At 67.4% G+C, this 25691-nt stretch carries 21 protein-coding genes and 1 pseudogene; 10 read left to right on the top strand and 12 right to left on the bottom strand.

The features are described 5' to 3' along the window. Nucleotides 1–27: 27 nt before the first annotated feature. Complete coding sequence (locus CHB64_RS05705; RefSeq protein ID WP_089411648.1) at nt 28–783, top strand: hypothetical protein; 756 nt, start codon at nt 28–30, stop codon at nt 781–783. Between the two features lie 135 nt (nt 784–918). On the opposite strand, the gene CHB64_RS05700 is transcribed toward CHB64_RS05705, so the two are convergent. The 3 genes from CHB64_RS05700 to queC are packed head-to-tail and all read right to left on the bottom strand — an operon-like array spanning nt 919 to nt 2672. After that, on the bottom strand, nt 919–1275 hold the full coding sequence (locus tag CHB64_RS05700; protein WP_089411647.1) for a 6-pyruvoyl trahydropterin synthase family protein: 357 nt from the start codon (nt 1273–1275) through the stop codon (nt 919–921). A gap of 21 nt (nt 1276–1296) precedes the next feature. Beyond that, nucleotides 1297–1935 (bottom strand): 7-carboxy-7-deazaguanine synthase, encoded by a 639-nt coding sequence (queE, locus tag CHB64_RS05695; RefSeq protein WP_200815242.1) that lies wholly within the window; start codon nt 1933–1935, stop codon nt 1297–1299. Continuing rightward, complete coding sequence (gene queC, locus CHB64_RS05690; RefSeq protein ID WP_089411645.1) at nt 1932–2672, bottom strand: 7-cyano-7-deazaguanine synthase QueC; 741 nt, start codon at nt 2670–2672, stop codon at nt 1932–1934. The genes queE and queC overlap by 4 nt, the downstream gene beginning before the upstream one ends. A gap of 82 nt (nt 2673–2754) precedes the next feature. Here queC and cutA point away from each other — a divergent pair, with 82 nt between their 5' ends. Next, the gene (gene cutA / locus CHB64_RS05685; protein WP_089411644.1) at nt 2755–3093 is read left to right on the top strand and encodes a divalent-cation tolerance protein CutA; all 339 of its coding nucleotides are present in this window, start codon (nt 2755–2757) and stop codon (nt 3091–3093) included. Nucleotides 3094–3211: 118 nt separating this feature from the next. On the opposite strand, the gene CHB64_RS05680 is transcribed toward cutA, so the two are convergent. The 3 genes from CHB64_RS05680 to hppD all read right to left on the bottom strand — a co-directional run bounded on the left by CHB64_RS05680 (nt 3212) and on the right by hppD (nt 5978). After that, entirely contained in the window at nt 3212–4273 is a 1062-nt protein-coding gene (locus CHB64_RS05680; RefSeq protein ID WP_089411643.1) for an alpha/beta fold hydrolase, read from the bottom strand. A gap of 51 nt (nt 4274–4324) precedes the next feature. Beyond that, a complete protein-coding gene (locus CHB64_RS05675) occupies nt 4325–4825 on the bottom strand; it encodes a MarR family winged helix-turn-helix transcriptional regulator (protein WP_089411642.1) in 501 nt (166 codons plus the stop codon). Between the two features lie 85 nt (nt 4826–4910). Then, a complete protein-coding gene (hppD, locus tag CHB64_RS05670; protein ID WP_089411641.1) occupies nt 4911–5978 on the bottom strand; it encodes a 4-hydroxyphenylpyruvate dioxygenase in 1068 nt (355 codons plus the stop codon). 184 nt (nt 5979–6162) lie between these two features. Here hppD and maiA point away from each other — a divergent pair, with 184 nt between their 5' ends. Further along, nucleotides 6163–6804 carry a maleylacetoacetate isomerase gene (maiA, locus tag CHB64_RS05665; protein WP_089411640.1) on the top strand — a complete coding sequence of 214 codons (642 nt, stop codon included), beginning with the start codon at nt 6163–6165 and terminating at the stop codon, nt 6802–6804. A gap of 144 nt (nt 6805–6948) precedes the next feature. Here the strand turns inward: maiA and CHB64_RS05660 are convergent, their stop codons facing one another. Further along, entirely contained in the window at nt 6949–7686 is a 738-nt protein-coding gene (locus CHB64_RS05660; protein WP_089411639.1) for a DUF3800 domain-containing protein, read from the bottom strand. Between the two features lie 202 nt (nt 7687–7888). Here CHB64_RS05660 and CHB64_RS05655 point away from each other — a divergent pair, with 202 nt between their 5' ends. Beyond that, nucleotides 7889–8431, top strand: coding sequence for a gamma carbonic anhydrase family protein (locus CHB64_RS05655; protein ID WP_089411638.1), 543 nt, complete (start codon nt 7889–7891; stop codon nt 8429–8431). A 76-nt stretch (nt 8432–8507) separates the two neighbouring features. Here CHB64_RS05655 and nagE read toward each other — a convergent pair whose 3' ends face one another. From nagE to CHB64_RS05635, 4 genes are all read right to left on the bottom strand, one after another. Further along, a complete protein-coding gene (nagE, locus tag CHB64_RS05650) occupies nt 8508–10331 on the bottom strand; it encodes an N-acetylglucosamine-specific PTS transporter subunit IIBC (RefSeq protein ID WP_200815241.1) in 1824 nt (607 codons plus the stop codon). After that, a complete protein-coding gene (ptsP, locus tag CHB64_RS05645; protein ID WP_089411637.1) occupies nt 10328–12901 on the bottom strand; it encodes a phosphoenolpyruvate--protein phosphotransferase in 2574 nt (857 codons plus the stop codon). The genes nagE and ptsP overlap by 4 nt, the downstream gene beginning before the upstream one ends. Then, the gene (locus CHB64_RS05640) at nt 12898–15252 is read right to left on the bottom strand and encodes a family 20 glycosylhydrolase (protein WP_089411636.1); all 2355 of its coding nucleotides are present in this window, start codon (nt 15250–15252) and stop codon (nt 12898–12900) included. Before CHB64_RS05640 ends, ptsP begins: the two co-directional genes overlap by 4 nt. Before the next feature lie 167 nt (nt 15253–15419). Then, nucleotides 15420–18083 (bottom strand): TonB-dependent receptor, encoded by a 2664-nt coding sequence (locus tag CHB64_RS05635; protein WP_200815240.1) that lies wholly within the window; start codon nt 18081–18083, stop codon nt 15420–15422. Nucleotides 18084–18319: 236 nt separating this feature from the next. On the opposite strand from CHB64_RS05635, the gene CHB64_RS05630 reads away from it, so the two are divergent. The 6 genes and pseudogenes from CHB64_RS05630 (at nt 18320) to CHB64_RS05605 (ending at nt 23484) form a co-directional block, all read left to right on the top strand. Next, the gene (locus CHB64_RS05630) at nt 18320–19063 is read left to right on the top strand and encodes a GntR family transcriptional regulator (protein WP_089411635.1); all 744 of its coding nucleotides are present in this window, start codon (nt 18320–18322) and stop codon (nt 19061–19063) included. A gap of 21 nt (nt 19064–19084) precedes the next feature. Next, nucleotides 19085–20122 (top strand): SIS domain-containing protein, encoded by a 1038-nt coding sequence (locus tag CHB64_RS05625; RefSeq protein ID WP_200815239.1) that lies wholly within the window; start codon nt 19085–19087, stop codon nt 20120–20122. Continuing rightward, nucleotides 20122–21315: an N-acetylglucosamine-6-phosphate deacetylase gene (gene nagA, locus CHB64_RS05620; RefSeq protein WP_089411634.1), complete on the top strand. Its 1194-nt coding sequence runs from the start codon at nt 20122–20124 to the stop codon at nt 21313–21315. The genes CHB64_RS05625 and nagA overlap by 1 nt, the downstream gene beginning before the upstream one ends. A 201-nt stretch (nt 21316–21516) precedes the next feature. Beyond that, entirely contained in the window at nt 21517–22455 is a 939-nt protein-coding gene (locus CHB64_RS05615; protein WP_089411633.1) for an AraC family transcriptional regulator, read from the top strand. A gap of 175 nt (nt 22456–22630) precedes the next feature. Then, nucleotides 22631–23026: a VOC family protein gene (locus tag CHB64_RS05610; RefSeq protein ID WP_089411632.1), complete on the top strand. Its 396-nt coding sequence runs from the start codon at nt 22631–22633 to the stop codon at nt 23024–23026. Between the two features lie 144 nt (nt 23027–23170). After that, nucleotides 23171–23484, top strand: a pseudogene (locus tag CHB64_RS05605) (carboxymuconolactone decarboxylase family protein). 70 nt (nt 23485–23554) lie between these two features. Here CHB64_RS05605 and shc read toward each other — a convergent pair. Next, entirely contained in the window at nt 23555–25597 is a 2043-nt protein-coding gene (shc, locus tag CHB64_RS05600; protein WP_089411631.1) for a squalene--hopene cyclase, read from the bottom strand. Between the last annotated feature and the right edge of the window lie 94 nt (nt 25598–25691).

Below are 25691 nucleotides of genomic sequence, written 5' to 3'. Positions count from 1 at the left end.
GCGGCGCAATCATCGGAGAGGCCGATCATGGCGGTTTTGAAGATCGTCGCGGCGTTCGCCGTCGTCGGCGCGAGCCTCGCCGCGGCGCGCGCGCAAGCGCCGGAGCAGCCCGCCGATGGATCAGCCGCGCAAGGGCAGGAAGGGCGGGCCGAAGACCAGTCCGCCGAGGCCGAGATCGACCCGGACGAGATGGCCGATCAGCTCAACAAACGCCAGCAGCTCCGGCAGACGGTCATCTTCACCCGCACCATCAACGGCGAGGTGGTCGGCGAGGAGAAGCGCACCCTCACCTATACGCGCGACGATCCGGTCCGGCCGAGCGAGGCCGGCGGGTCGGCGATCGAGGATCTGCGCGCGGCCTTCGACCGCGAGGTGCTGACCCGCTCGGAGGCCTATGAAGAAGCGCGGCTCGATTTCGCCGCGGCGGACAGCGACCGCGACGGACGCCTCACGGCGGAGGAATTCGTCGGTCTCGTTCTGTCCTGGCGGGAAAACGCCGCCCGCGCCGCGCCGGCGACGGACGAGGAGGCCGCCCGCCAGCGCCAGTTCCGCGCTTTCGTCGAAGAGCTCGACCCTGAGGCGGCCGCGCGGCAGGCGGCGGAACGGGCCCGCGAGAGGTTCGCCTATATGGCCGGCGCGGCGCCGGCCATCGCCCGCGAGGACTACATCCGCGAATATCTTCTCGATTTCGACGCGATGGACCAGGACGGCGACATGATTCTCATGGGCGAGGAACTGATGACGTTCCGTGCGCTGATCAGAGGCGAGGCCTTGGAGGAATAGCCGCCGTTTTCCCGGCGTCGCGTCGACGCGCGCCGTCTCTTGACGATGCGCGCGAGGCGGCTGGCGCGAACGAAACGGCGGGAAAGACGATTCGGCGCCGGATCGCCTCGTCTTGCGCCTGTCTCGCGGGCCGCCTCACAGTTCGTACTCGCAGGCCTCCCCGCAGGAGGGACGCGCGACGCGCACGCGCGCAAGGCCCGGGAACCGCGCGCGCAGACGCTCGGCCGCGTAACGGCAGATGTTCTCGAGCGTCGGCCGGCCGAGCCCCTCGACCTCGTTCAGAAGCCGATGATCGAGGCTGTCCCGCAGCTCGGCGAGCGCCTCGGCGACATCGCCGAGATCGACGACCCAGCCGGTCTCGGGGTCAGGCTCCCCGTCGATCGCCACCTCGAGCGTGAAGGAATGGCCGTGCATGCGCGCATAGGGCCGCGCATCCGGACAATCGGCCAGATAGTGCGCGGCGTCGAAGGTTATCGACTTGACGATGCGCATGGCGGCGCGTCCTTCGGCGTTTCAAGGAATGCCGATCAGCTTGTGGGTCTGAAGGCTCAGACGCCACTGCGGATGGGCTTTGCAGTATTCGACGGCGGCGGCTGTATGCCGCGAAACCTCCGGCCCGTCCATAGGCTGCAGGAAAAAACGCTTGAAGCGCAGGCGCTCGAACGCCGCAGGCGGGGCCCCGTCCTGCGGAAAGACGAGTTTGAGCTCGTCGCCTTCGGTCTGAACGAGCGGCGCGCCGGCCTTGGGGCTGACGCAGATCCAGTCGAGCCCGGCGGGCGCAGCTATCGTGCCGTTCGTCTCGACCGCCACCTCGAAGCCGCGCGCATGCAGCGCGTCAATAAGCGGCGCGTCGAGCTGCAGAAGCGGCTCCCCGCCGGTGCACACCACGAGCGGGCGCCCGCCTGCGCCCGCCGGCCAGGCCGCCGCGACATGGTCCGCGAGCGCGTCCGCAGAGCGGAACCTGCCCCCGCCCGGTCCGTCGGTTCCGACGAAATCGGTGTCGCAAAACCGGCAGTCGGCGCTGTCGCGATCCTTTTCGAGGCCCGTCCACAGATTGCAGCCGGCGAAGCGCAGAAACACCGCCGCGCGGCCCGCCTGCGCCCCTTCGCCCTGCAAGGTGTAATAGCGTTCCTTGACGGAATAGGTCGTCACTTCGCCTTCCCGGTCGCCGTCTCGCCGCCCTCGTCGGCGACGTAAGCCGCCCACCCTTTGGCGCGCAAGTCGCAGGCCGGACAATCCCCGCAGCCATAGCCCCACTCGTGGCGCGTCGCGCGAACGCCCCGATAGCAGCTGTGCGAATGCTCGTTGATGAGATCGACGAGTCTGCGCCCCCCGATCTTTTCAGCCAGGCGCCAGCTTTCGGCCTTGCTCAGATGCATGACCGGCGTTTCGAGACGGAAAGCGGCGTCCATGCCGAGGCGGATCGCCTCAATCTGCGCGCGCAAGGCTTCTTCCCGGCAGTCGGGATAGCCTGAATAATCGACCTGGCACATGCCGGCGACCAGCGCGCCCGCGCCGCGCCGATAGGCGAGCGCCGCGGCGAACACCAGGAAGGCGAGATTGCGCCCCGGCACGAAGGTGGTCGGCAGGCCGTTCTCAGCGACGGCGATTTCGGCGTCGCGCGTGAGCGCCGTCTCGCTGAGCCGTCCAAGGCCGCCCAGATCGACCAGCGTGTCAGGCCCCAGCCGCGCGGCGAAAGCGGAAAAGTCGCGCGTCAGCTCGCGCCGCAGCGCGGTGCGCGCGCCCAGCTCCACCGCATGACGCTGGCCGTAGTCGAAACCGATGGTTTCCACCCAGTCAAACCGCTGCAGCGCCCAGGCGAGCGCGATCGCCGAATCCTGGCCGCCGGAGAAAAGGACCACCGCCTTGTCTGAATCCAACGCATACATACTATCGACAGTCTCCGCGGTTGACGTCTCCGTCGCGCTGACGGAAGACGACCAGAACCTTCATAGAAGGATATGATATACGATGACGAGCATAATATTTCTTTACGCAACCGCTCCCGACTTTGAGACCGCCCGGAAGATCGCCGCCGCGCTGGTCGAAAAGAAGTTCGCAGCCTGCGTGAACATCCTCGGCGGCTCGACCTCAATCTATCGCTGGCGCGGCGCGGTGGAAACCGCGGAGGAAATCACCTTCATCGTAAAGACGCATGAGGGCGCCGCTTCCTCAGCCCGCGACCTCATTTTACGGCTCCACCCATATGAAACTCCCTGCGTCGCCGCCCTGAGAGTCGATCCAGGCGCGTCAAATGCCGCCTTTCTGGACTGGATCCGCGCCGAATCCGGCGGCGCGCCAGGCCCATGACAGACACAACCAAAAATTGCTATAATTATTTATCACAACCTTTTGTTAAGCCGGCGCGCGTATAACGAGCAACGTGCAGCGGCGCTCGCCCTCCAGACGACGGGTCGGCCGGCCGCCCTCACATGCCGGTCCGGTCCGGCCGCTGCACGGCAACGGCGACTGACCTGCCACCGTCGGCGCCTGCACAGGCGGACGTCGCGGGCCCGGCCCCTGACACCGGGCTTGCGGCGTCCGCTCCCCGCGCCGTCGGCCGCCAGCGCTGCGCCGCGCCGGTTTCAGCCGTCCATGCCGCGACGTCGCGCCAGACGCGCTCGGCCTGCAGATCGCGGAAGAGAAGATGCCAGCCCTCCGCATAGACGCGCGTCTCGACCCGGCCGCACAGGCGCGCGGCGGCGTGCTGCATTTTCCGTACAGGGATGATCTCGTCCTTGCGCCCGTAGAGAACCAGAATCCGCCCGCCGATCTCGTCCGAAGCGTCCCAGGCCGCGCCCATCAGGCGCACGACGCCGAGAACCGCATCGAGGCGGGTGTCCTTGATGACCAACGGATCGGCGAACATCGCGCGCAGGATCTCGACATTGTCCGTCGCGCGCCGGCCGGCCCGTTCGCCGGTGACGGTCTTGCCCGGCGCGACGCTCGCGGCGAGATTGAGAAAGATGCGATAGGCGACGGGCATTTGCGCCCCGCCCCACACGCCCGGCGCGGCGAGCACGACCCCGTCGGCGTCGAGCGGGCCGTCGCGCATCGCGGTCATCACGACGGCCGCGCCCATGGAATGGCCGAGCACGTAAAGCGGCAGGCCGGGATGGGCGGCACGCGCCGCCGCGATCGCGGCGCGCAGGTCCGCGCGCATCGTCGCAGCCCCCGGCCAGCGCCTGAAACCGGGCGAGCGGCCGAAGCCGCGCTGGTCATAGGCGTAGACGACGAGGCCCGCTTCGCGCGCCCACCACTCGCCTGCGCCTTCGAAGGCTTTCGCGTAGTCGTTCATGCCGTGCACGGCGATGAGGACCGCCCGCGGGTTCTCGGCGCGCCACGCCGACAGGCCGAATGCGGCGCCGTCGAAGCTGACGAAGCGCCCGTCTTCGAAACGCGGCGTCTCGCGCGCCGGCGGCGGCGGAGGAAAGGAGACGCAGGCGGAAAGGAAAAGCGCGGCGAGACTCGCCTCGATGAAACGCCGCATGCCGACTCGCCTCTGGCTCCGCAGAACGCCGATCAGACCGTCGGCGCCAGTTTAGGAGGCGTCGGCCGGCTCCGAAACCCCGTCCGCCGCAAGCTGACGCGCGCGCGCGTCGAGCTTGTCGAGCGCGGCCCGGAACGTGCGCGCCTCGTCCTCGTCGAGGGCCTCCATCAGGCGCGCCTCGAAATCGAGCGCGAGCCGCGCGACGCGGGCGAACAGCGCGCGCCCCTTCGCCGAGAGATACAGCATCGACACGCGGCGGTCGTTCGGATCGGGCTTGCGCAGCACGAGCCCCTTTTCCTCCAGTGAGGCGACGGCGCGGCTGACGGCCATCTTGTCCATCGGCGTCATCGCCGCCACGTCGCGCGCGGCCATCGCCGCGGCCTGGCTGACCACGGCGAGCACGCGCCACTCCGGAATGGCGAGATTTTCATCCGCGTAGGCCCGCCCGAGCCGGCGGCTGAGGGCGTGGCCGAGCGCCACGATGCGATAGGGCAAAAACGCGGCGAGGACGAGCTGCGGGGTTTCCTCCGCGACTTGCGACGCTGTACTCATCCCGCCTCCTTCTTCCGCCCGTCCGGCGAAAGTCCGGACGGGCAGGAGAAAATATCCGCACGGAACATCACGGGCGAACGCCGTCTTACGCGCTTTCCTTCAAGACGCCGCGGCGGATCTGATCTTCCTCGATCGATTCGAACAGCGCCTTGAAGTTGCCTTCGCCGAAGCCTTCATTGCCTTTGCGCTGGATGATCTCGAAGAAGATCGGGCCGATGGCGTCCTGGGTGAAGATCTGGAGAAGAAGCCCCTGCCCTTCTGTCGGCGCCCCGTCGATCAGGATGCGGTTCTTTTTAAGCCGGGCCAGGTCCTCGCCGTGGTCCGGCACGCGCTCGCCGACCTTTTCGTAATATGTGTCAGGCGTCGACTGGAACGGCACCCCGCGCCGGCGCAGCTCTTCCACCGTCTCATAGATATCGTCCGTACCCAGCGCGATATGCTGGATGCCTTCGCCGTTATAGCGCTGGAGGAATTCCTCGATCTGGGACTTGTCGTCCTGGCTTTCGTTGAGCGGGATGCGGATCTTGCCGCACGGGCTCGTCATCGCCTTGGAGACGAGGCCGGTGAGTTTGCCCTCGATGTCGAAATACCGGATCTCGCGGAAGTTGAAGATGTCCTCGTAGTACTTCGCCCACCTGGCCATGTTGCCGCGATGGAGGTTGTGGGTGAGATGATCGATATAGGTAAGGCCCGCGCTGTTCTTCGCCGGCTCCGCGTCTTCGATGGGCTCGAAATCGACGTCGTAGATGGTCTTCGCGCCGTAGCGGTCGACGAGATAGACATAGAGTCCGCCGATGCCTTCGATGGCGGGGATGTTGAGCTCCATCGGACCGGCTTTCGCCTCGACCGGCCGGGCGCCCCGGCGCACGGCTTCCTCGAACGCATGGGCGGCGTCCTTCACGCGGAAGGCCATCGCGTTGGCGCCGGCGCCGTGCCGGTTGCGGAAGGCGCCCGGCTGGCCGCTCGGCTCGCGATTGAGAATGAAGTTGATGTCGCCCTGCCGGTAATGAACGACGTCCTTCGACCGATGCCGGCCGACCGCCGTGAAACCGAGCGTCTCGAAAAGTCTCGCGAGCTTGTCCGGCTCCGGCCCCGTGAACTCGACGAACTCGAAGCCGTCGGTGCCGATGGGGTTTTCGAAAAGATCGGCCATGGGAAGCCTCCTTCGCCTGTTGCCAGGGCGGCCGGGGCCGTCGCGGCCCGCCATTCGCGATGATTGGTAACATATGTTACTATCTTGAATCAATTCCCGGCGAGCGCGGCGCGACGCGGTTTCCCCGGCCGCCGGGTTCTCTAGGTTGGACGCAAAAAATCGCCGGCGTGGAAGGAGATAAGGCATGAAGCTCTACGGCTACTGGCGCTCGGGCGCGACCTATCGCGTGCGCATCGCCCTCGCCCTCAAGGGACTCGACTATGACTATGCGCCGGTGAACCTGCTCAAGGGCGAGCAGAAATCGCCCGATTATCTCAAGGTCAGCCCGCAGGGCCTTCTGCCCGCGCTCATGACGGACGACGGCGCGACGCTCGTCCAGTCGCTCGCCGTCATCGACTATCTGGATGAGACATATCCCGCCCCGCCGCTGCTGCCGGCCGATCCGCTCATGCGGGCCAGGGCGCGCCAGATCGCCTACGCCATCGCCTGCGAGGCCCAGCCCCTTCAGAACCTGCGCGTACAGAAATACCTGCGCGAGGAGGCCGGCCTCGACGAAGCGGGGGTCAAAGCCTGGCTCGACCGCTTCGTGAAAGGCGCGATCGAGGCCGTCGAGACCATGGTCGCCGAGACCGCCGGCGATTATTGCGTCGGCGATCAGCCCACCCTCGCCGACATCTGCCTCGTTCCGCAGATCTACGCCGCGCTGCGCTTCGGCGTTGATCTCGCCGGCGCGCCGCGGCTCAATGCAATTTATGAGCGCTGCACCGCGCATCCCGCCTTCGTCAAGGCGCACCCGGACAATCAGCCGGACGCGGCGAGGGGATAAGACATGCGAAAGGCGACAGGCCGCGAGCGTTCAAAACGACCAGAATCCTTGACAATAGGGACATTTCGCCCTATTTTCCATGCCAGCTAGGGACTGGACATATCCGGTCGGCAAGAGGCTCCGGCTTTGTCGGGGCCTTTTGTTTTATGGGAAAACCTTCAGTCCAAACCCGGAGAGCCCCGTCGGTCCCCGTCGAATCTTGGGCTCGATGATCTCGAAAGCACGATTGCGTTGATCGGGTCGTAAAACGCTAAGGCCGATCGGCCTTGCAGTCAGATCGGCAAGCTGCATACCGCCAAGATTCACGCCTTTTGGGGCGAACATCAGCTTAAAGCAATTCATTCGTACGCTAGCAAAATTCTCGCCATCGACAATCCGTCGGAAGGCAAGCTCCAATGCGTCGTTTTCCGCCTTTCCCCTCCCCTCGGCGAGAATGACGGTCTGACGATCGGCTTGCGCCCGCTCGCGCATAAAATGGTAGGTTCGTTCAAGGCAAAATTTCAGGGCCGTCTCATAGGGATGATCCGGATCGACATATCGCTGTTTCAGTTCATCCTTCTTGATGACGGCGGCGATGATGGTCATCGGCGCATCCGAAATGACCCTTGCAAGATCAGCCAGAAATTCAGCGCGCTTTACGGCGTCCCGCAAAAACGCAAACTGCCCTCGGGGCTTTCGGATGTCGTATTCGTGCAGAACCACGTTGTCATGGTTGAAGTGCTTGAATTTCAATCGCTGAATCGAAGGCGAAACGGTAGAGGCGTATGGCTCCTTCTGGAAGATGCAGAATGTCAGAACGAAAATCGGATATTGCGGGTCGATTTTGTCGATGTTCGCATCGCCGCTCTCATCTACGTAGATGACGTAATCGCTGTTGATCACTTCTCAGGGCCGCTTATTCTCAGTCGTCATTTCTGAAAAGCATAACCTTTTTCCCAAAACAGGGCCAGTTTCACTATGGAAGCAGCCGTCCAAAGACATGCAAAACCATGAACAGCGTGATCGAATAACGCCACATGTTTCAGGCAGGAAACATCTGCCCGTTCCCATTGACCGCTTCCCCGCCCCGCGCATACTTCGCTCCATGAAACCCCTCATCTTCCCCATCGGCGGCAAGCAGCCGAAAATTCATGAGAGCGCCTTCATCGCGCCGGGCGCCGTCGTGTGCGGCGACGTCGAGGTGCATGAGAACGCCTCCGTCTGGTACGGCTGCGTGCTGCGCGGGGACACCAACAAGATCGTCGTCGGCAAGGGCTCCAACGTGCAGGACGGCACGGTCGTCCATGTCGACGATCCGCGCTGGGGCGGCCTGCCCGTCGTCATCGGCGAGAACGTCCTCATCGGCCATAAATGCATGCTGCACGGCTGCACGATCGAGGACGGCGGCTTCGTCGGCATGTGCGCGACCATGCTCGACGGCTCGGTGGTGAAAACCGGCGCCGCGCTGGCGGCGGGCGCCTTTCTCAGCCCGAAAAAGGTCGTGCCGACGGGCGAGATGTGGGCCGGCATGCCGGCGCGGAAATTCCGCGACCTGAAGGAGGGCGAGGACAGGATGGCCCTCATCGGCGCGGCCCATTATGTGGAGGAGGCACGCGCCCACAGGGCGGCGCTGAAGGCGCGCGGCTAGCGCGCGCCCCGGTCCGGGCGGCGTTCGTCGTCATTCGAACGGAACATGATTCCTCCGCCGCCAGGCCGGATCCCTGTCAGGGCGACGCCCTGCGCGCCGCGCCGGCCTGTCCCAGCGCCTCTTTCATCGCCGCGGCGAGGCGCGCCGGCGCGGCCATGCGCAGGAGCTGGACGCTCGCCGGCGAGGGCCGCGCGAGCGCGCGCGCGCCGCAGCGCCTGAGCGCCGCCTCGTCTATGCGGCCCGCATCGGCCAGACGCACGCACAGCCGGCCCGCCCCTTCTTCCGCGTCCGTCACATTTCCCGCCCCGCCCAGCGCGTCGAGCACGGCCTTCGCCAGCCCGCGCATGTCGTCGTCGATCTCGGGCGCGGCCACGGACGGCGCAGCCCTGGCCGACGCCCTGGGCCGCTCGCCCGTCCGCGCGGGCAGCGCGGCGCGCATCTCCGCCGCAACCTGATCGGCGACCGGACCGAGCACCACCTGCAAGGCCGGACCGCCGGGGCTGACGACGCCTTTCGCGCCCAGCCGCGCGAGCGCGGCGCGATCGACCGCGTCTTGATCGGCGAGCGTCAGGCGCAGCCGCGTCGTGCAAGCGTCTACGGAAAGGAGATTGTCCGCCCCGCCCAGCGCGACGACGAAAGCGGACCCGCGCTCGCCCATCGCAGACTCGCCGGCCTCGACGGCGCGCGGCGCGCGCGTGAGCGGGGCTTCGTCCGCCGCCTCGCGCCCCGGCGTCTTCAGGTCGAACCAGGCGATGCAGGCGCGGAACACGGCATAATAAAGGGCGAAATAGGCCGCTCCGACCGGCAGAAGAAGCCAGGGCCGCGTCGCGGCGCGGTAATTCAGGATGTAATCGAACAGTCCCGCCGAAAAGCCGAATCCGAGCTTCGCGCCGAGCGCGTCCATCAGCGCCATCGAAAGGCCGGTCAGCAGCGCGTGGGCGGCGTAAAGAAGCGGGGCGAGGAACATGAATGCGAACTCGATGGGCTCGGTGACGCCGGTGAGAAAAGAGGTCAGCGCCATCGACAGAAGCATGCCGCCCACGGCCTTGCGCCGCTCCGGGCGGGCAGCGTGATACATGGCGAGGCACGCGGCCGGCAGGCCGAACATCATCACCGGGAAGAACCCGCTCATGAAGGCGCCCGCCTCAGGGTCGCCCGCGAAGAAGCGCCTGAGGTCGCCCGTCGCGCCCTCATAGTCGCCGACGATGAACCAAGCGACGTTGTTCAGAATATGGTGCAGGCCGGTGACGATCAGTACCCGGTTGATCGCGCCGTAAAGGAACAGACCGAGCCCCCCGAGATCGACGATCCACAGGCTGAAGGCGTCCATGGCCCGCTCCAGATGCGCCCAGCCGAAGCCGAAGACGAAAGCGAGCCCCAGGCCGACGAATCCGCTTGCTATGGGAACGAAGCGCCGGCCGCCGAAAAAGGCGAGATAATCCGGCAGGCGAATATCCGCATAGCGATTATAGAGCAGGCCCGCGACGACGCCGGAGAGAATGCCGATCGGCACGCTCATTTTGGAAAGCGCCTGCTCCTTGTAGGCCGCGAGCTCGAAGGCGCGCGTCGCCTCGCTCCATCCGGCGGCGAGCTCGGCGGGCGGGGCGATCAGCGCGCCCGCCCCCTGCGTCGCCACGAGAAAGCCGACGGCGCCGGCGAGGCCGGCCGCGCCGTGGTTCTCCCGCGCGAAACCGACCGCGACGCCGAGGGCGAACAGAAGGCCGAGATTGGCGAAGATCGCCTCGCCCGCCGCCGCGACGAACGGGATCGCCAGCATGTCCGGCTGGCCGACGCGCAGCAGCAGGCCCGCGATAGGCAGCACCGCGATGGGCAACATCAGCGAGCGGCCGAGGCGCTGGGCCCCCGCCATCGCGCCGGCGGCGAAGGATTGCTTCATCATCGTTCCTCGTCCAGATGCGGCCAGATCTCGCGCGCGATCGCGCGAACCTCGGCGGCCTCGCGCGCGGCGAGCGCGCGCCGGGCGGCCTCCCGGCACTCCTCCATCGTCACAGTACGAATAAACGCCTTGATCTCGGGAACGCGCGCGGGCGCGGCGGAAAGGCGGCCGACGCCGAGGCCGACGAGAACCGCCGCCGCGGCGAGATCGGACGCCGCGCCGCCGCATACGCTCACGCTCCGCCCGCGCGCGGCGCCGGCCTCAGCCGTCATCGCGACGAGCCGCAGCACCGCCGGATGCAGCGGGTCGAGCCGGCCCGCCAGTCCGGGGTGGCCGCGGTCGATCGCCAGCGCGTATTGCGCAAGATCGTTGGTGCCGATGGAGAAGAAATCGGCCGCCTCGGCGAGCCGGCCTGCGATGAGCGCGGCGGCGGGCGTCTCCACCATCACGCCGAGCGGGACGGGCTCTTCGCGGCCCATCGCCGCCCGCAGCTCGTCGAGCATGGCGCGCGCCGCGGCGAGCTCGTCGGAAAAACTCACCATCGGCAGCATGATCTGAAGGGGCCCGCGCGCCTTTACGCGCAAGATCGCGCGCAGCTGCGCCTCCAGAAGATCGCGCCGTTCGAGCCCAACGCGCAGACCGCGCAGGCCGAGCGCGGGATTTTCCTCTCTTTCCAGCGCGAGATAGGGCGCAGGCTTGTCCGCGCCGATATCAAGCGTGCGGATCGCGAGCGGGCGCGCGCCGAGCGCATCGGCGACGGCCTGATACTGTTCGGCCTGCTCGTCTTCATCGGGCGGCGAAAGCCGGTCGAGAAACAGAAACTCCGTACGCAGAAGGCCGCAACCTTCGGCGAAATTCTCCACGGCGAGGCGCGCCTCGGCCGGCGAGGCGAGATTGGCGAGCGCTTCGATGCGCGCGCCGTCCCTGGTGCGGCACGCGGCGCGAGCTGTTTCCAGCGCCTGCGCGCGGCGCGCGCGGCGGCGCGCTAGACGCTCGCGCGCCCTCGCCAGGCGATCCGCATTCGGATTGACGACGATTTCGCCGCGATCGGCGTCGACGATGACGGGCGCTCCGGCGGGCGCGCGCAGAAGATCGCGGCCGGCGGCGACCACCATCGGCGCGCCGAGACTCGCCGCGAGAATCGCCGCGTGGCTGCTCGCTCCGCCGGCGGCGGTCGCAATGGCGGCGGGGCGCGCTCCGTCCGCGCGCAGAAGCTGCGAGGGATAGACCTCCTCGGCGATGAGGACGGCGCCTTCGGCCATTGGCGACGCCTGCGGCGCGCGGCCGAGCAGCACGTCCGCGACCTGACGCTCCAGGTCGAGGAAATCGGCTGCGCGTTCGGCCATGCGCGGGTCCGCCATGGCGCGCATCCGCGCGGCCTGCTCGCGCATCACGCCGCGCCAGGCTGCGAGCGCGCTTTCCCCCGCCGCAACGCGCGCGGCGGCCGCCTCGGCCAGTTCGGGATCGTCGAGAAGGTCGGCGTGCGCGCGCAGGATGCCGCGCTGCGCCTGACCGGCGCCGTCCATGGCCTCGACGAGGCGCCGCCGCGCAGCCTCGCGCGCGGCGTCGAGCGCGGCGCGCTCGACCTCAAGCCCTTTGTTCTCGTAATCCTCCTCGCGGGACTCCGGCGCAAGCAATACGGCCTCGCCCACGGCGAAACCAGGCGCGGCGCAAACGCCCGTCAGCACGGTTTCGCCGGCGAACGGGCCGGCGACGCTATTCTCTTCCGTTTGCGGATCGTCGTCGCCTTTTCGGCGCGCGCTTCGCCCGGAAGGGCCGATCAGCGCCGCCACGGCGCGCGCAGCCTCCAACGCATCCCGTCCGCGCGCCAGCACGCGCGCGGCGTCTCCCATTTTCGCGCCGAGGCTCATCAGCGACGACACGCTCCGGGCGTTGGCTTCGCGCGCGCCGACGACGAGCCGCACGTCGCTGGCGAACGCCCTGGCCGCCGCCGCAATGTCGGCCGCCGGCCGGGCGTGAATCCCGTGCGGCATGGCGACGAGCGCCGTTTCCTCCGCCTTCGTCTCATCGTCGGCCTTGTATTCGGTCGCCGGCGCGACGGCGCGCGGCGCGACCTCGAACAGAAAGTCGCCTTCCGCGATCTCGCCGGCCGCCGCGCGGCGCGTGACGGCGAACGCCTCGCCGTTGACGACGAGGACGGGCGTGACGAGGCTCTTCGCCCGCCGCGCGACGAAGTCCATGTCGAAAGCGATCAGCGGCGCGCCCGCGTCCACCCGCGCGCCGGCGCGCGTCAGGGTCCGGAACCCTTCCCCTTCGAGCGCCACCGTCTCCACGCCGACATGAAGAAGAATTTCCGCCCCGTTCTCCGCCCGGATGGTGACGGCGTGGCGCGCCGTCGCCACGGCGACGATCACGCCGGCGCAGGGCGCGCGCAAGGTCGCGCCCGTCGGATCGACGGCGAGCCCGTCGCCGAGCGCCCCGCCCGCGAAAGCGGGATCGGGCGTTTCGGCGAGCGGCGACACCAGCCCGGGCAATGGCGCGACGAGCGCGACCGGGCCCTTCGCCGCTCCGTCGTCGGCGGCGCGCGCTTCCGTCAACGTTCTCTCGCTCATTCCTTTGCATCGCTCCGAATGAAGCGAATCTCATCGATCGCCCAAAGGGGATCGACCGACTCCGCCGTAAACTGAAAGCATACGTCATGCACGCCTGATACGGTCGGCCAGGATGCGCGCAAGACCGAAACGGCCGGCTCCGTCGCCGCCTCCTCGAGCGGCAGACTCGCGACCGGCTCGCCCTCGCAGCCGCCGAGGCGGGCTTCCAGCTCGCCCGCCGGCGTGCGCGGGGGACGGAATGCGATCTCGCGAACCGCGTCGCCGATCTGGTAGTTGAAGGGAACCTGCCCCACCCGCGCCTCGATCGCCGTCACGCCGGTCAGATCGACCCCTTCGAACCGCCAGCAGGGATTCATGACGTCGATGAGAAAGACCGCGCGCGGGCCTTCATGGGGCGCGTCGTCTTCGAGGTTGAGGACGAGCTTTTCCGTACACGTTGCAAGCTGCTGACTGCGCCGGCGCAACAGCGCATCGGCGCTGACGTTCATCTGCGCGCGGGCGAGCGTCTCGCCGTTCGCGAATGTCGCTGCCTTGAGCATGGACGGCCCGCTGAGAACGATCTCTCCGTTCGCCAGAGGCGAATCCGCGCCCGGTTCGGCGCCCCCGAGCGCATAGCGGATCTCGCCGTAATCCGCCTGGTTGTCGATCCGCACCCGGAAGGCGCCGTCCTCGCCGGGCTCGACCGTAATGCGCGGCGTAAAGGCGCTTTTCGCATAGCCGACGCCCAACCGGTCATAAAGCGCGAGCAGGCGGGTCAGGCGCGCGAGGAAACCCGGCCAGTCTTTCGCGGCTGTCGGCGCCCAGGCGTTTTCCGCAACCGCCGCCAGCCGCGGGAAGGCCATATGTTCGACCCTTTCATGGGTGCGGATGTGCTCCGTCCAGATATTCGCCTGCACGCCCTGGACATGCGCGCGCATCGCGTCGTCGAGCGCGTGCGGATAAGGATCGAACATGTAGACGTCGCGCAGGGAGACCACATGGCCCCGCCCCGGCGGCTCGTCAGGATCCGCTCTTTGCCAGTTGTCGAAATAGAGAACGGGCGCGGGAGCGAGCACCGCGTCGCGTCCCTGCCGGGCCGCCTCCACGGCGCCGTCGATCCCGCGCCATGACATGACCACGGCGTTCCGCGACGTCCCGCCTTCGAGAATCTCGTCCCAGCCGACGAGGCGGCGGCCCTGGCCCTGCAAGAACGAGTCGATCCGCCGGGTGAAATAGCCCTGAAGGGCATGCGCTCCTTCGAGGCCGAGCGCGCGCATGCGCGCCGCGACGCCGGGCGCCGCCGCCCATTGCTCCGGGTCCGCCTCGTCGCCGCCGACATGGATGTAAGGGCCGGGAAACAGCGCCATGGTCTCGGAAAGGACGTCTTCGAGAAAGCCGAACGTCTCCTCCTCGATATTGTAGGCGTAAGGATAGATTCCCCAGTCGCTCGGGGTCGCGCGCAGCGCGCCTTCGGGCGCGGCGCCGTATTGCGGATAGGCCGCGATCGCCGCCGAGGCGTGCCCGGGCATTTCAATCTCCGGGACGATCGTGACGAAGCGCGCGCGCGCATAGGCGACGATCTCGCGGATTTCATCCTGCGTGTAGTAGCCGCCGTAGCGGCGCGGCGCGCCGGTTTCGGGATCGACGCCCTGCGCGCCCGCAGGAACCCGCCAGGCGCCGATCTCCGTGAGCTGAGGATATTTCCCGATCTCGATGCGCCAGCCCTGATCGTCGGTCAGGTGCCAGTGAAAGACGTTGAGCTTGTGCAGCGCCATCCAGTCGATGAAGCGCTTGATGAAATCCGGCGACTGATAATGCCGCGCCGAATCGAGCATCACGCCGCGCCAGGGGAAACCCGGCGCGTCCTCGATGCGCGCCGCGTCGAGGACGAGCGCGCCCGCCTCGCGCGGCGCGGCGGCGGCGAGCTGCCAGAAGGTGACGGCGCCGTAGAACAATCCCGCCGGCGAGGCGGCGCTGACCGTCGTCCGCTCCGGCGTCATGTCGATGCGATAGGCGCCCTCCTGCGCCGGCCCGTCCGTGTCGAGACGAAAGACAAGCGCGCCCGTCGCAAGCGCGCCGCCCGTCCCGACCCGCAAGCGCGCATCGCTAGTGCGCGCCATCAGGTCGGCGAAATAGCGGGCGACGCGCGCGGCCTCCGCGCCGCCTTCCGCCTGGACGGCGCCGTCAAGGGCAAGGCGGAATCGTCCGTGTCCGGCTTCGACCGATTTCGGCAGCGGGATCACCGGAACGGCGACGCGCGCCGCCCCGGGTTCGTCGCTCGCCGCCGCGCCGTCTCCGGGCGCGTCCGCGCAACCGGCGGCGACAAGAAACAGCAACGCTCCCAAAGGCGCCAGCCGGCCGGCCTCGATCATTCTCGCCTCAACCTTCCGTCAGATTTCCGCCCGCGGCAAGCTCGACCGCATCATGGGCGCGCCCGGCGCGCCGTCAAGCCGCCGCCCGCGGTCCCGAGCGGAGCTTCGCGCGCCGAGAAACCGGCGCCGAAGCCCCGCCGGGGGAGGAAACGCCGCGCCGCGGCCGCCTAGAACGCCAGGCGCACGCCGCCGAAGAAGTAACGCCCGTTGTCGTAGATCGCGCGCGGCCGGAACGTCTCGCCGGCGAACTGCTCGATCTTCTCATTGGTGAGATTGACGGCGTTGAACGTCAGCGCCGCATAATCCGTCACCTGAACGCTCATCGACGCGTCGAGCGAGGCGAGCGCCTTCTGATTGAGCGGCGAGGCCCGATCGAAGGTGATGAAAAACTCATCGCGCCAGTTATAGGAAAGCTGCGCGCTGAGCCATTCGTTCTCGAAATAGCCGCTCGCCTGGAAGGCGTGCCGCGAATTGCCCGGAATGGGATCGCCGTTCTCCGCCTCGGCGTCGGAGAAGCTGTAGTTGAGGCGCACCCCGAAGCCGTGACCCAGCGGCGTCTGGGCGATCGCTTCGATGCCCTGCACCCGGCCGCCGCCGCCGCTCGCCCGCCGGTTGATGGCGAATTCGCAGTTGAACAGATCCGGGTTGGAGCCGCCCGCCGGCGTGCAGCGCGACAGGTTCGGCGTCTGCGTTTCGATGGGGAACACTTCCTCGGTGATGGTGCTGGTCACGAAATTGAGGATGTCCTTGTAGTAGAAGGCGAGCGCCAGCAACGTGTTCTCGCGCGGATACCATTCGAGCGACACGTCGTACTGGTTCGCGCGGAACGGCTTGACGTCCGGATTGCCGCCCGATCCCGTGAGCGCGCCGGGATTGAGCGTCACCCGCGGCGCGATGTCGGTGAAGTCCGGCCGCGTGAGCGTGCGCGCCGCCGCGATCCGTACAAGGAACGTGTCCGTCACGTCATAGACGAAATTCGCGCTCGGCAGAATGTCCGTATAGGACCGCTTCTCCGTCACCGGCAGAAACACGCCGAAGGCGTTGGACACCTGGCCGGGGCCGGTGGCGTTCTGAATGAAGCCGCTCGACGTCTGATCCGTGGCGACGACGCGCACGCCGATATTGCCGCGCCAGCGGTCGCCTTCGAGATCGCCCATGACGTAGCCGCCATAGGTTTTCTCCTCGACGGAGAAAATCTCCGAGTAAAGCGGAATACGGTCGAAGGCCGGCCCGAAGCTGAGGATCGCGTCGTTGATGATATCCTGATCGGGCAGGAAGAAATCCGTGAGCGAGCCCGAAACGGCGATGTTCTTCAGGAAATCGTCCGGCGTGCCGCCCGGGCTGAAGAAAGCCGCGTCGCACGGCCCGCCATTGCAGCCCGTCGCCAGAAACGGCAGGAAAAAGCCGCCGAAGGTGGTCGCCTGAAAGTCAGTCCGGCGTTCATGATCGGTGAACTTGACGCCGAACTTCAGCGTGCGAAACGCGCCGGCGTCGACCGCCTTTTCCGCATCGGCGTAGACGAAGAACTCGCTGTCGTCGTTCGTGATCTGATGGTTCGATGCGAAATCGAACAGCATGTCGTTCGGATCTGTCGGATCGATGTCCGGGAAACTGACCCGCGGCGCGGCGCCGGTAAGATCGAAGACGACGCCCGTCGGCGCGGCGAATTCGACGAAGGGCTGGCTGTCGGTGTCGCCTTCGGCGTCCGTGTAGCCGACCTTCAGATGCAGACTCCAGTCCTCGTTCGGGCTGTAGACGACGTCGCCGGCCAGGAGCCGGGTTTCGGCGTGGGCGATGCGCGAAATCGTGTCGTAGACAGCGCCGCGCCCGCCCGGGCCGGGATTGGCGATCGTCCCGGCGACGATCGTGTCTTCGATCACCGTCTCGCCCGTCAGCCCCGCGCCGGCGCCGAGGGCGTTCGACGCCCAGGCGAGATAGTTGGCGTTGACGTTGTCGGCGCCGAAGCGCGTCCACAGGCCGCTGATGTTGACCTCCAGCGCGTCGCTCGGCCGGAACTGGATTTCGACATTGCCGCCCTTGCGCTCGCGCTCCTGCTGGAAGAGCGCCGAGCCGATCAGCGTCGGGACCTGCCGATCGAGTCCCGCCGGATCGAGACCCGGATCGTAGCCGAGAATCTCGAAGCCGTCGCGGCGCACCGCGCGCTGCTGGAAGACGCCGGCGGCGAGGATTCCGAACGTTTCAGACTCGTTCTTCCAGCTCAGAATGCCGGAGATCTGCGGGTCCACGGAATCGGAGCGGGCCGTATAGGCCGCTTCGGCCGTCAGCGCCGCTTCGAACGGGCGCAGATCGAGCGGCTTTCGGGTGATGACGTTCACCGCGCCGCCGATGCCGCCTTCCTCCATATCCGCACGCGGACTTTTATGGACCTGAAGCTGGCCGACGATCTCCGACGGCAGGACGAGGTAGTTGAAGTTCCGCGTCGCCGACAGCTGATCGAGAACGAACCAGTCCGCCGTCGCCACCGCATGACCGTTCAACAGCGTCTTGGTCTGGTTTGGCGCGAGGCCGCGCAGCGAGACCCGCTCGCCTTCGCCGAACTCGCGATTGATCACGACGCCCGGCACGCGACTCAAGGATTCGGCGACGTTCTTGTCGGGAAACTTGCCTATGTCTTCCGCCGTCACCGCATCGACCAGGGTGTCGGCGTTGCGCTTCGTCTCGAGCGATTCCTGCAGCGAACGGCGGATGCCGCGCACCACGATTTCGTCCGACGCCGCCTCGTCCTGCGCGAAGGCCGGCGACGCCGGGGCGCCCGCCGCCAGCGCCGCAAGGCTCGCCGCGCCTGTCAGCATCCATTTCATGCCAGTCATGTCGTCCTCCCTGACTTTCATCCCCTCCGGCGGCCATTGCGCCGGCGCGCCGGAACCCGGCGGCCGCGAGCCGCGCCGCGATAGGGGGAGTTAATCAAGAGAGGTCGCGCCAAACAAATACCACTTAGATACCTTTATGACATATTTTTGAAAGTGGTATTGCCTTCCGCGGAAAAGTGTGGCTTAGGATTCCCCGCCCGTCGCCTGTCCCCATCGCCGATCCGTCGAGCGCAAGCATGAATTCATACGAAAAAATCGGAGAATACCTCTCGGCGGACAGCGCGGCTCCGCTTTATCTGCGCCTGCAGCGCGCCATCCGCCGGGCGATCGACGAGAACGTCTGGGAGCCCAACGACGCGCTGCCGGCCGAGCGCGAGCTCGCGGCGCGCTTTGCGCTGTCGCGGGTGACGGTGCGCAAGGCGATCGACGGGCTTGTCGACGAGGGCGTGCTCACGCGCCGCCACGGCGCCGGCACCTTCGTGGCTGGCCGCGTGGAGAAGAGCTTCGCCAAGCTTTCTTCGTTTACGGAGGATATGCGCGCGCGCGGGCGAACCGTGCGCAGCGAATGGCTCAACCGGTCGCAAGGGACCGTCACGCCGCAGGAATCGCTGATGCTGGGCCTGAGCCCCGGCTCGCCGGTCTATCGCTTCCATCGCATTCGCTTCGCCGACGACACGCCGATGGCGCTTGAATATTCGACCATTCCGGCTTTCTGCCTGCGCTCGGCGAACGCGGTGAAGACCTCGCTTTACGCCGCGCTTGAAGAGACCGGCTGCCGGCCGACGCGCGCGCTGCAAAGGCTGCGCGCGGTCAACTTCACCGCCGAGCAGGCCGAGCTGCTCGGCACGCCGGCGGGCGCGGCCGGCCTCTTGATCGAGCGGCGCGGCTTCGCACGCGACGGGCGCACGGTCGAGATCACGCAGTCCTATTATCGCGGCGACGCCTATGATTTCGTCGCCGAGCTCAGCCTTTCCACCTGAACCGAGAGGAGTTTGCGCCGCATGCGTCGCGATCCGACCGCCGCCCTCATGCACGCCGAAGCCGCCGAAGCGGGCGAAGCCGTCGCGCGCCTTTACGACAGCCAGGCGCGCGCCTTCGAGCGGCTGGGCGTCCGGCTGCGCGAAGCCGGCCCGCGTCTCGTCGTCACCTGCGCGCGCGGCAGCTCCGACCACGCCGCGACCTATGCGAAGTATCTCATCGAGACGCGCGCCTATGCGATCTGCGCCTCCTGCGCGCCATCGGTCTCGTCCGTATACCTCGCGCCGGCGCCCGCGCAGGGCGCGCTCGCCCTCGCGATCTCGCAGTCCGGCCGGAGCCCGGATATTCTGCATGCGGCGCGAAACCTGAAAGAATCGGGCGCGCTGCTCGTCGCGTTCGTCAACGACGCGGAGTCCCCCCTCGCCCGGCTCGCCGACGAGCTCATTCCCCTTTGCGCCGGGCCGGAGCGCAGCGTCGCGGCGACGAAATCCTGCATCGCGTCGCTGGCGGCGGTCGCGATGCTGGTCGCGCGCTGGACCGGCGACGCGGAGATGCTCGCCGCGCTCGCGCGCCTGCCCGAAGCGCTCGGGCGCGCCTGGGCGCTCGACTGGTCGCCGCTGGCCGAGACGCTCGAGACCGCGACGAGCGCTTTCGTGCTGGGCCGCGGGCTCGGCCTCGGCGCGGCGCAGGAGGCCGCGCTCAAGCTGAAAGAAACCTGCCGGCTCCACGCCGAGGCCTACAGCGCCGCCGAGGCGCTGCACGGTCCGGCCGCGCTGGTGCGCGAGGGCTTTCCGATCCTCGCTCTCGCGCAGGACGACGAGACCCTGCCCGCCTACGCCGCGACCCTCGACAAGCTCGCCCGCTTCGGCGCGCAGATTTTCGCCGCCGGCGTCGCCCCGCCGCCGGGCGGGCGCGCCCTGCCGGAGATCGCCGCCCCGCCCGCCCTGCAGCCGATCCTCCAGATCGCGAGCTTTTACAAAGCCGCGAACCTGCTCGCGGCCCTGCGCGGCCTCGATCCGGACCGCCCGCCCAATCTCGCCAAAGTCACCGAGACGATCTGATGCAATCCGTTCTGACAAACGCGCGCATCCTCGCCGACCAGGGCATGATCGAAGGCCATGCGCTGGTTCTCGAAGGCGCGCGCATCGCCGCGATCGTCCCGCGCGAGGAAGCGCCCGCGGGCGGGCGGCGCTTCGATCTCGACGGCGCGATCCTCGCACCCGGCTTCATCGACGTTCAGGTGAACGGCGGGAACGGACGATTGTTCAACGAATCGCCGGATGTCGAGACCATTCGCGAGATCGGCGCGGCGCACCGGCGTTTCGGCACGACCGGCTTTCTGCCGACGCTCATCAGCGACGAGCTCGACGTCATCGCCGAGGCCGTCGCGGCGGTCGACGCCGCCATCGCCGAAGGCGTTCCCGGCGTTCTCGGGATTCACATCGAAGGCCCTTTTCTGAGCACGGACAAAAAGGGCGTGCACGATCCGTCCAAGTTCCGCCGGCTCGAAGCCGGGCACCTGCCGCTTCTGACCGCGCTGAAGCGCGGCAGAACGCTCGTCACGCTCGCGCCGGAAAACGCCCCGCCCGAGCTCATCCGCCGGCTTGTCGCGGCGGGCGTCATCGTCTCGGCCGGCCATACGGACGCGACCTATGACGTGACGAAAGGCGCGCTCGCGGCGGGCGTGACCGGCTTCACCCATCTCTTCAACGCGATGTCGCCGATGACGAGCCGCGAGCCCGGCGTCGTCGGCGCGGCGCTCGAAGACCCGAACAGCTGGTGCGGGCTCATCGTCGACGGCCGGCACGTGGCGCCCGCCGTCCTGAAGGTCGCGCTCAAGTGCAAGCCGCTCGACAGGCTGATGCTCGTCACCGACGCCATGCCGACGGTCGGCATGAAGGAAAAGGCTTTCCGACTGCAGGGCCGGCTCATTACGGTCGAGGACGGAGTGTGCGTGGCGGAGAACGGCACGCTCGCCGGCTCCGATCTCGAAATGGCGCGCGCCGTGCGCAACGCCGCCGCGCTGATGGGCCTGAGCCTCGCCGAGGCGACGCGCATGGCCTCGCGTCATCCGGCGGCGTTTCTCGGCCTCGACGGCGAACTCGGCCGGATCGCGCCGGGCTGGCGCGCCAGCCTCGTCGCTTTCGACGACGATCTCGTCGTGCGAGAAACCTGGATCGACGGCGTTGCGAGCGGGGAGGCGAAAGAATTAAACGCGACCTCCGCCGCTTCACGGAAAAGTTATGCGCCGTGAGCGCGCCGCGACGAGCGGCCCGGCGCGGGGCCGCGCGCCTGAACGCGACCTGCACCAGGAAGCTGCGGGGTTCGTCCGTCTCAAAACTTATGAACGCGCTGAATCCGCCGTCTGACCGGAAAAATGCGCAGATCGTCCGTGACGGCTTTCCATGGCGGATGAGCCGTCCATAATGCGCGCCGCGCCTGCGCGGGACCCGACATGGACGTTCTCAGCGACATTCTGAACATCGTGAAGCTGCAAGGCAGCCTTTATTTCCGGACGGAGTTTTCGCCGCCCTGGGGCGTGTGCGTGCCGGATTATGCGAGCGTGGCGCGATTCCATCTCGTCACGCGCGGCCAGTGCTGGGTTCGCGTCGCCGGGGCGGGCGATGCGGTTCGGCTCGCCGCGGGCGACCTGATCGTCATTCCGCACGGCAGGGAGCATCGCCTCAGCGACGAGCCGGACAGGCCCGCCATGCTGGTCGATGAAGTCGTCCAGCGCGCCGGCTTCAAGGGAGCCGGCGCGCTCGTTTACGGCGGACCGGACCGCGCCTCGCCCGCCTGTCTCGTGTGCGGGCACTTCGCTTTCGATCCGAACGCAGGCCGGCTTCTGCTCGGCGCGCTGCCGCCCTACATCCATGTGAAAGGCTTCCAGTCCCTGAATTACGGCTGGATAGACGAGGCGATGAAGTTCATCACCCATGAGGTTCATGAGCGCGCGCCGGGGGCGGATGCGATCATCAACCGCCTTTCCGAAATCCTCTTCATCCAGACCATGCGCCATCATGCGCGGCAAACGGATGTCGGCCTTCTCGCCGGCCTGCGCGACCCGCAGCTTGCGCGCGCCCTGTCGGCGATCCATCAGGCCCCCGATCGCGACTGGACCGTGGAGGCGCTGGCGAGCGAGGCGGGCATGTCGCGCACCGTGTTTTCCGAGCGCATGCGCGAACGGATCGGCTGTTCGCCGATCCAGTATCTTACGCAATGGCGCATGGAGCTCGCATCGCGAATGCTGACGCGGCGCGACGCGAATCTCGCGCGCATCGCGCCGGCCGTGGGGTATCAATCCGTCGGCGCTTTCATAAGGGCGTTCAAGAAACATTTCGGCGTCGGGCCTGGCCGTTATCAGAAAACGGCCGTCGCCGCCGAAGCGGCCTGACGGCGAACAGAGCGGGGCTGACTGGCGCGCAAATGCGCTGTCAGTACGCAAATCAGAACGCGTCGTTCATCTTTCTACGGATCGCATGGCGAAACGCCGGTCCAGATCATATTGAAAACCGAGGCGTCGCATCGGCGGCGCTGACGGATACAGCTTCGAATCCGGAGAGGACGAGGTGAAGAACATCATCGATCATTTGAGCGTCGGCGTCGGCGATCTTGAGGAAGCGGCCCGCTTTTACGATCCGGTCTTGGGAACGATCGGCGTCAGACGGCTCGCCGCGAACCACGCTTTTGTCGCCTACGGCGTCGACGCGCCGCAGTTTCTGGCGATGTCGCCTTATGACAAACGGCCGGCGACCTGGGGGAACGGCGCGCACGTCTCTTTCGCGGCGGAAAGCCGCGAAGCCGTGGACGCCTTTCACAGGGTCGCCCTTTCGCTCGGCGGGATGTGTGAAGGCGCGCCGGGCGAGCGGCGAGGCTTTCCCGGCGATCCGGGCGCCTATATGGCCTATGTGCGCGATCCTTTCGGCAACAAGCTGGAAGTCGTCCATAACGGCTTTTCCGCCTGACGCCTGTTCCACGGCAGTCTCGCAACCTCTATTATTCGTATACAGAGTAGCAAGGCGCTGACGAAGACGAAGATAAAGCTTCGTCTTGGCCAAACAGCGCGACAGTCACCCTCCCGCAACCTCTGAAAAAAGGATGAATCAGCCATGTACGACATGAAAAACATGCAGAAACTCGGCCTGTATAACGAGCACGCCGGCGAAGCGATGAGCGCCTTCATGGCTTTCGACAAGGCGCGCTCGCCGACGGCGCCATTCCGAAAAAATACAAGGAGCTGATGGCCGTCGCCGTCGCGCTGACCACGCAGTGCCCCTACTGCATCGAGATCCACAAGAAGGCCGCGATCGCGGCCGGCGCCACGCAGGGCGAGCTCGCCGAAGTCGTGTTCGTCGCCGCCGTGCTGCGCGCGGGCGGCGCGGTCACCCACGGCGTTCACGTGCTTGACGAGACCGCGACGTAAGCCGACATATTATTCCCGCGCCGATCCTCGCGGCGCCCTGCGAGCAACCAGGGGCGCCGCGTTTTTCGTTCTACGCGCCCAGCAGGCGTCGCGCCCGGCCCATCGCCATCAGCGGGAAGTAATGGCGATAGAGATTGTAGTTGATCATGAAGGCGCGCGAGAGCTCCGGCCCCTGCTTCAGACGCTCCGCAAGCAGAGGATCGCCGAGCTTGATGGTCTGGCCGACGCCGTAGCCGGGAAAACCCGTGCCCGTATACTCAGGCTCCTCCCAGGTCCCGTTCTTTTGACGCTCGACGAGAAAGGCGAGCCCTTTCTGGATCGCCTCGCGGTCTTGCGCGCGGTTCGCGGCGACGAGCCCCATGAGCGCCCAGGCGGTTTGCGAGGCCGTCGGCGTCCCCCGCCCTTTCATGGCCGGGTCCATATAGGACGCGCAGGACTCGCCCCAGCCGCCGTCGGCCTGTTGCATGGAGACGAGCCAGTCGCAGGCGCGCTGCACATAGGGCGCGCTCATATCCTCGCCGATCGCCTCGAGCGCGGGCAGCGCCGCGCCCGTGCCGTAAACATAATTGACGCCCCAGCGGCCGAACCACGATCCGTCCGGCTCCTGCTCTTTCTTCATCCAGTCGAGGGCGCGCTTCATCGCCGGATGGGTCTTGTCGTAGCCGAGCTTGCCGAACGCCTCGATGACATGGGCGGTCACGTCCACCGAAGGCGGGTCGAGCGCCTCGCCGAAATCGCAGAAGGGAATCTTCGTCAGGATCTTCTTGTCATTGTCCTTGTCGAACGCGCCCCAGCCGCCGCATTCGCTCTGCATCCCAATGAGCCAGTCGACGCCCAGGCGGATCGCCTCGTCGAGGCCTTTCGCCTTCCATTTCGGATCGTCGCGGAAGGGGGCGAGCGCGATCAGCGCCACGGCCGTGTCGTCCGTATCGGGATAGAAGTAGTTCTTGTACTCGAAGGCCCAGCCGCCGGGCTCGACATTGGGGACTTTCACCCGCCAGTCGCCGGGCCGGCGCACCTGCTGGTCGAGCAGCCATTGCACGGCGCGTTCGACCGCCGCCTCATGCGCCTTGACGACATCGGCGTCGTGGAGGGCGAGCAAGGTCAGCTCGGTGTCCCAGACCGGACTCGTCGAGGCCTGTATCCACGTCGCCTCGCCGACATCGACGCGCCAGCGCGGATCGTCGAGCGCGGCCAGGCCCTTCGCCAGAACAGGGTGGTCGAGCGCATAGCCTTCCGTATGCAGCGCCATCAGCGAATAGATCCAGGGCGGCTGGATGCCGCCCCAGACGCCGTCGGCGTCCTGATGCCGGATGATCCATTCGAGCGCGCGCTTGATCGCCGCGTCGCGGCCGAGGGAAAGGCCGGTCTTGCGCCCGAAGCCTTGCAGGGCGTGCAGGGTCTTGTCCGCCGCGCGGAAGAACCGGTCCCAGAAATCGGCGCCGGGCTTGGGCGGCAGTTCGTAGTCGAAGCGCGCGCGCCCTTCGGGAAAAAGCTCGTTGAGCCGGCGCTCGGCCGGCAGGGGCCGCGTCGGCCGGCGCGCGGAAAGCACTGCGATCGGCATCAGGGTGGCGCGCGCCCATTGCGCGAAATTGTAGATCGAGAAGACGAACCAGTTGGGAAACCAGATGACTTCCGGCGGCAGGTTCGGCGTCCGGTCCCACGGCCACTCGCCGATCAGCGCCAGCCAGTAGCGCGTGAAGACGCGCACGTTGCGAAGCCCGCCCTTCGACAGGATCCACGCGCGCGCGCGCGCCATATGGGGCGCGTGCGGATCGTCGCCGTGGCAGCGCAGGGCCGCATAAGCTTCCACCGTCGTGTTGATGTCGCCCGCCGGCGCGCCGTGATAGATCCGCCACGAGCCGTCCGCGCTCTGGCTCTCGCGCAGGCTCGCGGCGAGACGGGGGCAAAGATGATGATCGTCGAGCCCCATGAACCACAGGGCGAGGCGCCATTCCGCCTCCATGCAGGAATTGGATTCGAGCCGCCCGACCCAATAGCCTTCAGGCTTCTGGCGCCGGACGAGCCAGTCGGCCGACGCCTGGATCGCCTCGGACAGGGCCGCCTGAAAATTGTCGCCGCGCGCCGCTTTCGCCGCCTGTTCGTCGAGCACCGCCTCACCCGTCTCGCTGGCCGTCTGGCCCGCCTTCTTTCCGGCTGACCGCCGTCAGGTCAAGGGCGGGCGCGGCGCGAAAGGCGGAACGGCG

Source organism: Amphiplicatus metriothermophilus (assembly GCF_900199215.1).
GTDB classification, from domain to species: domain Bacteria; phylum Pseudomonadota; class Alphaproteobacteria; order Caulobacterales; family Parvularculaceae; genus Amphiplicatus; species Amphiplicatus metriothermophilus.
Note: the sequence above shows the minus strand (reverse complement) of the source record. Positions and strands in the feature narration are given on the sequence as shown.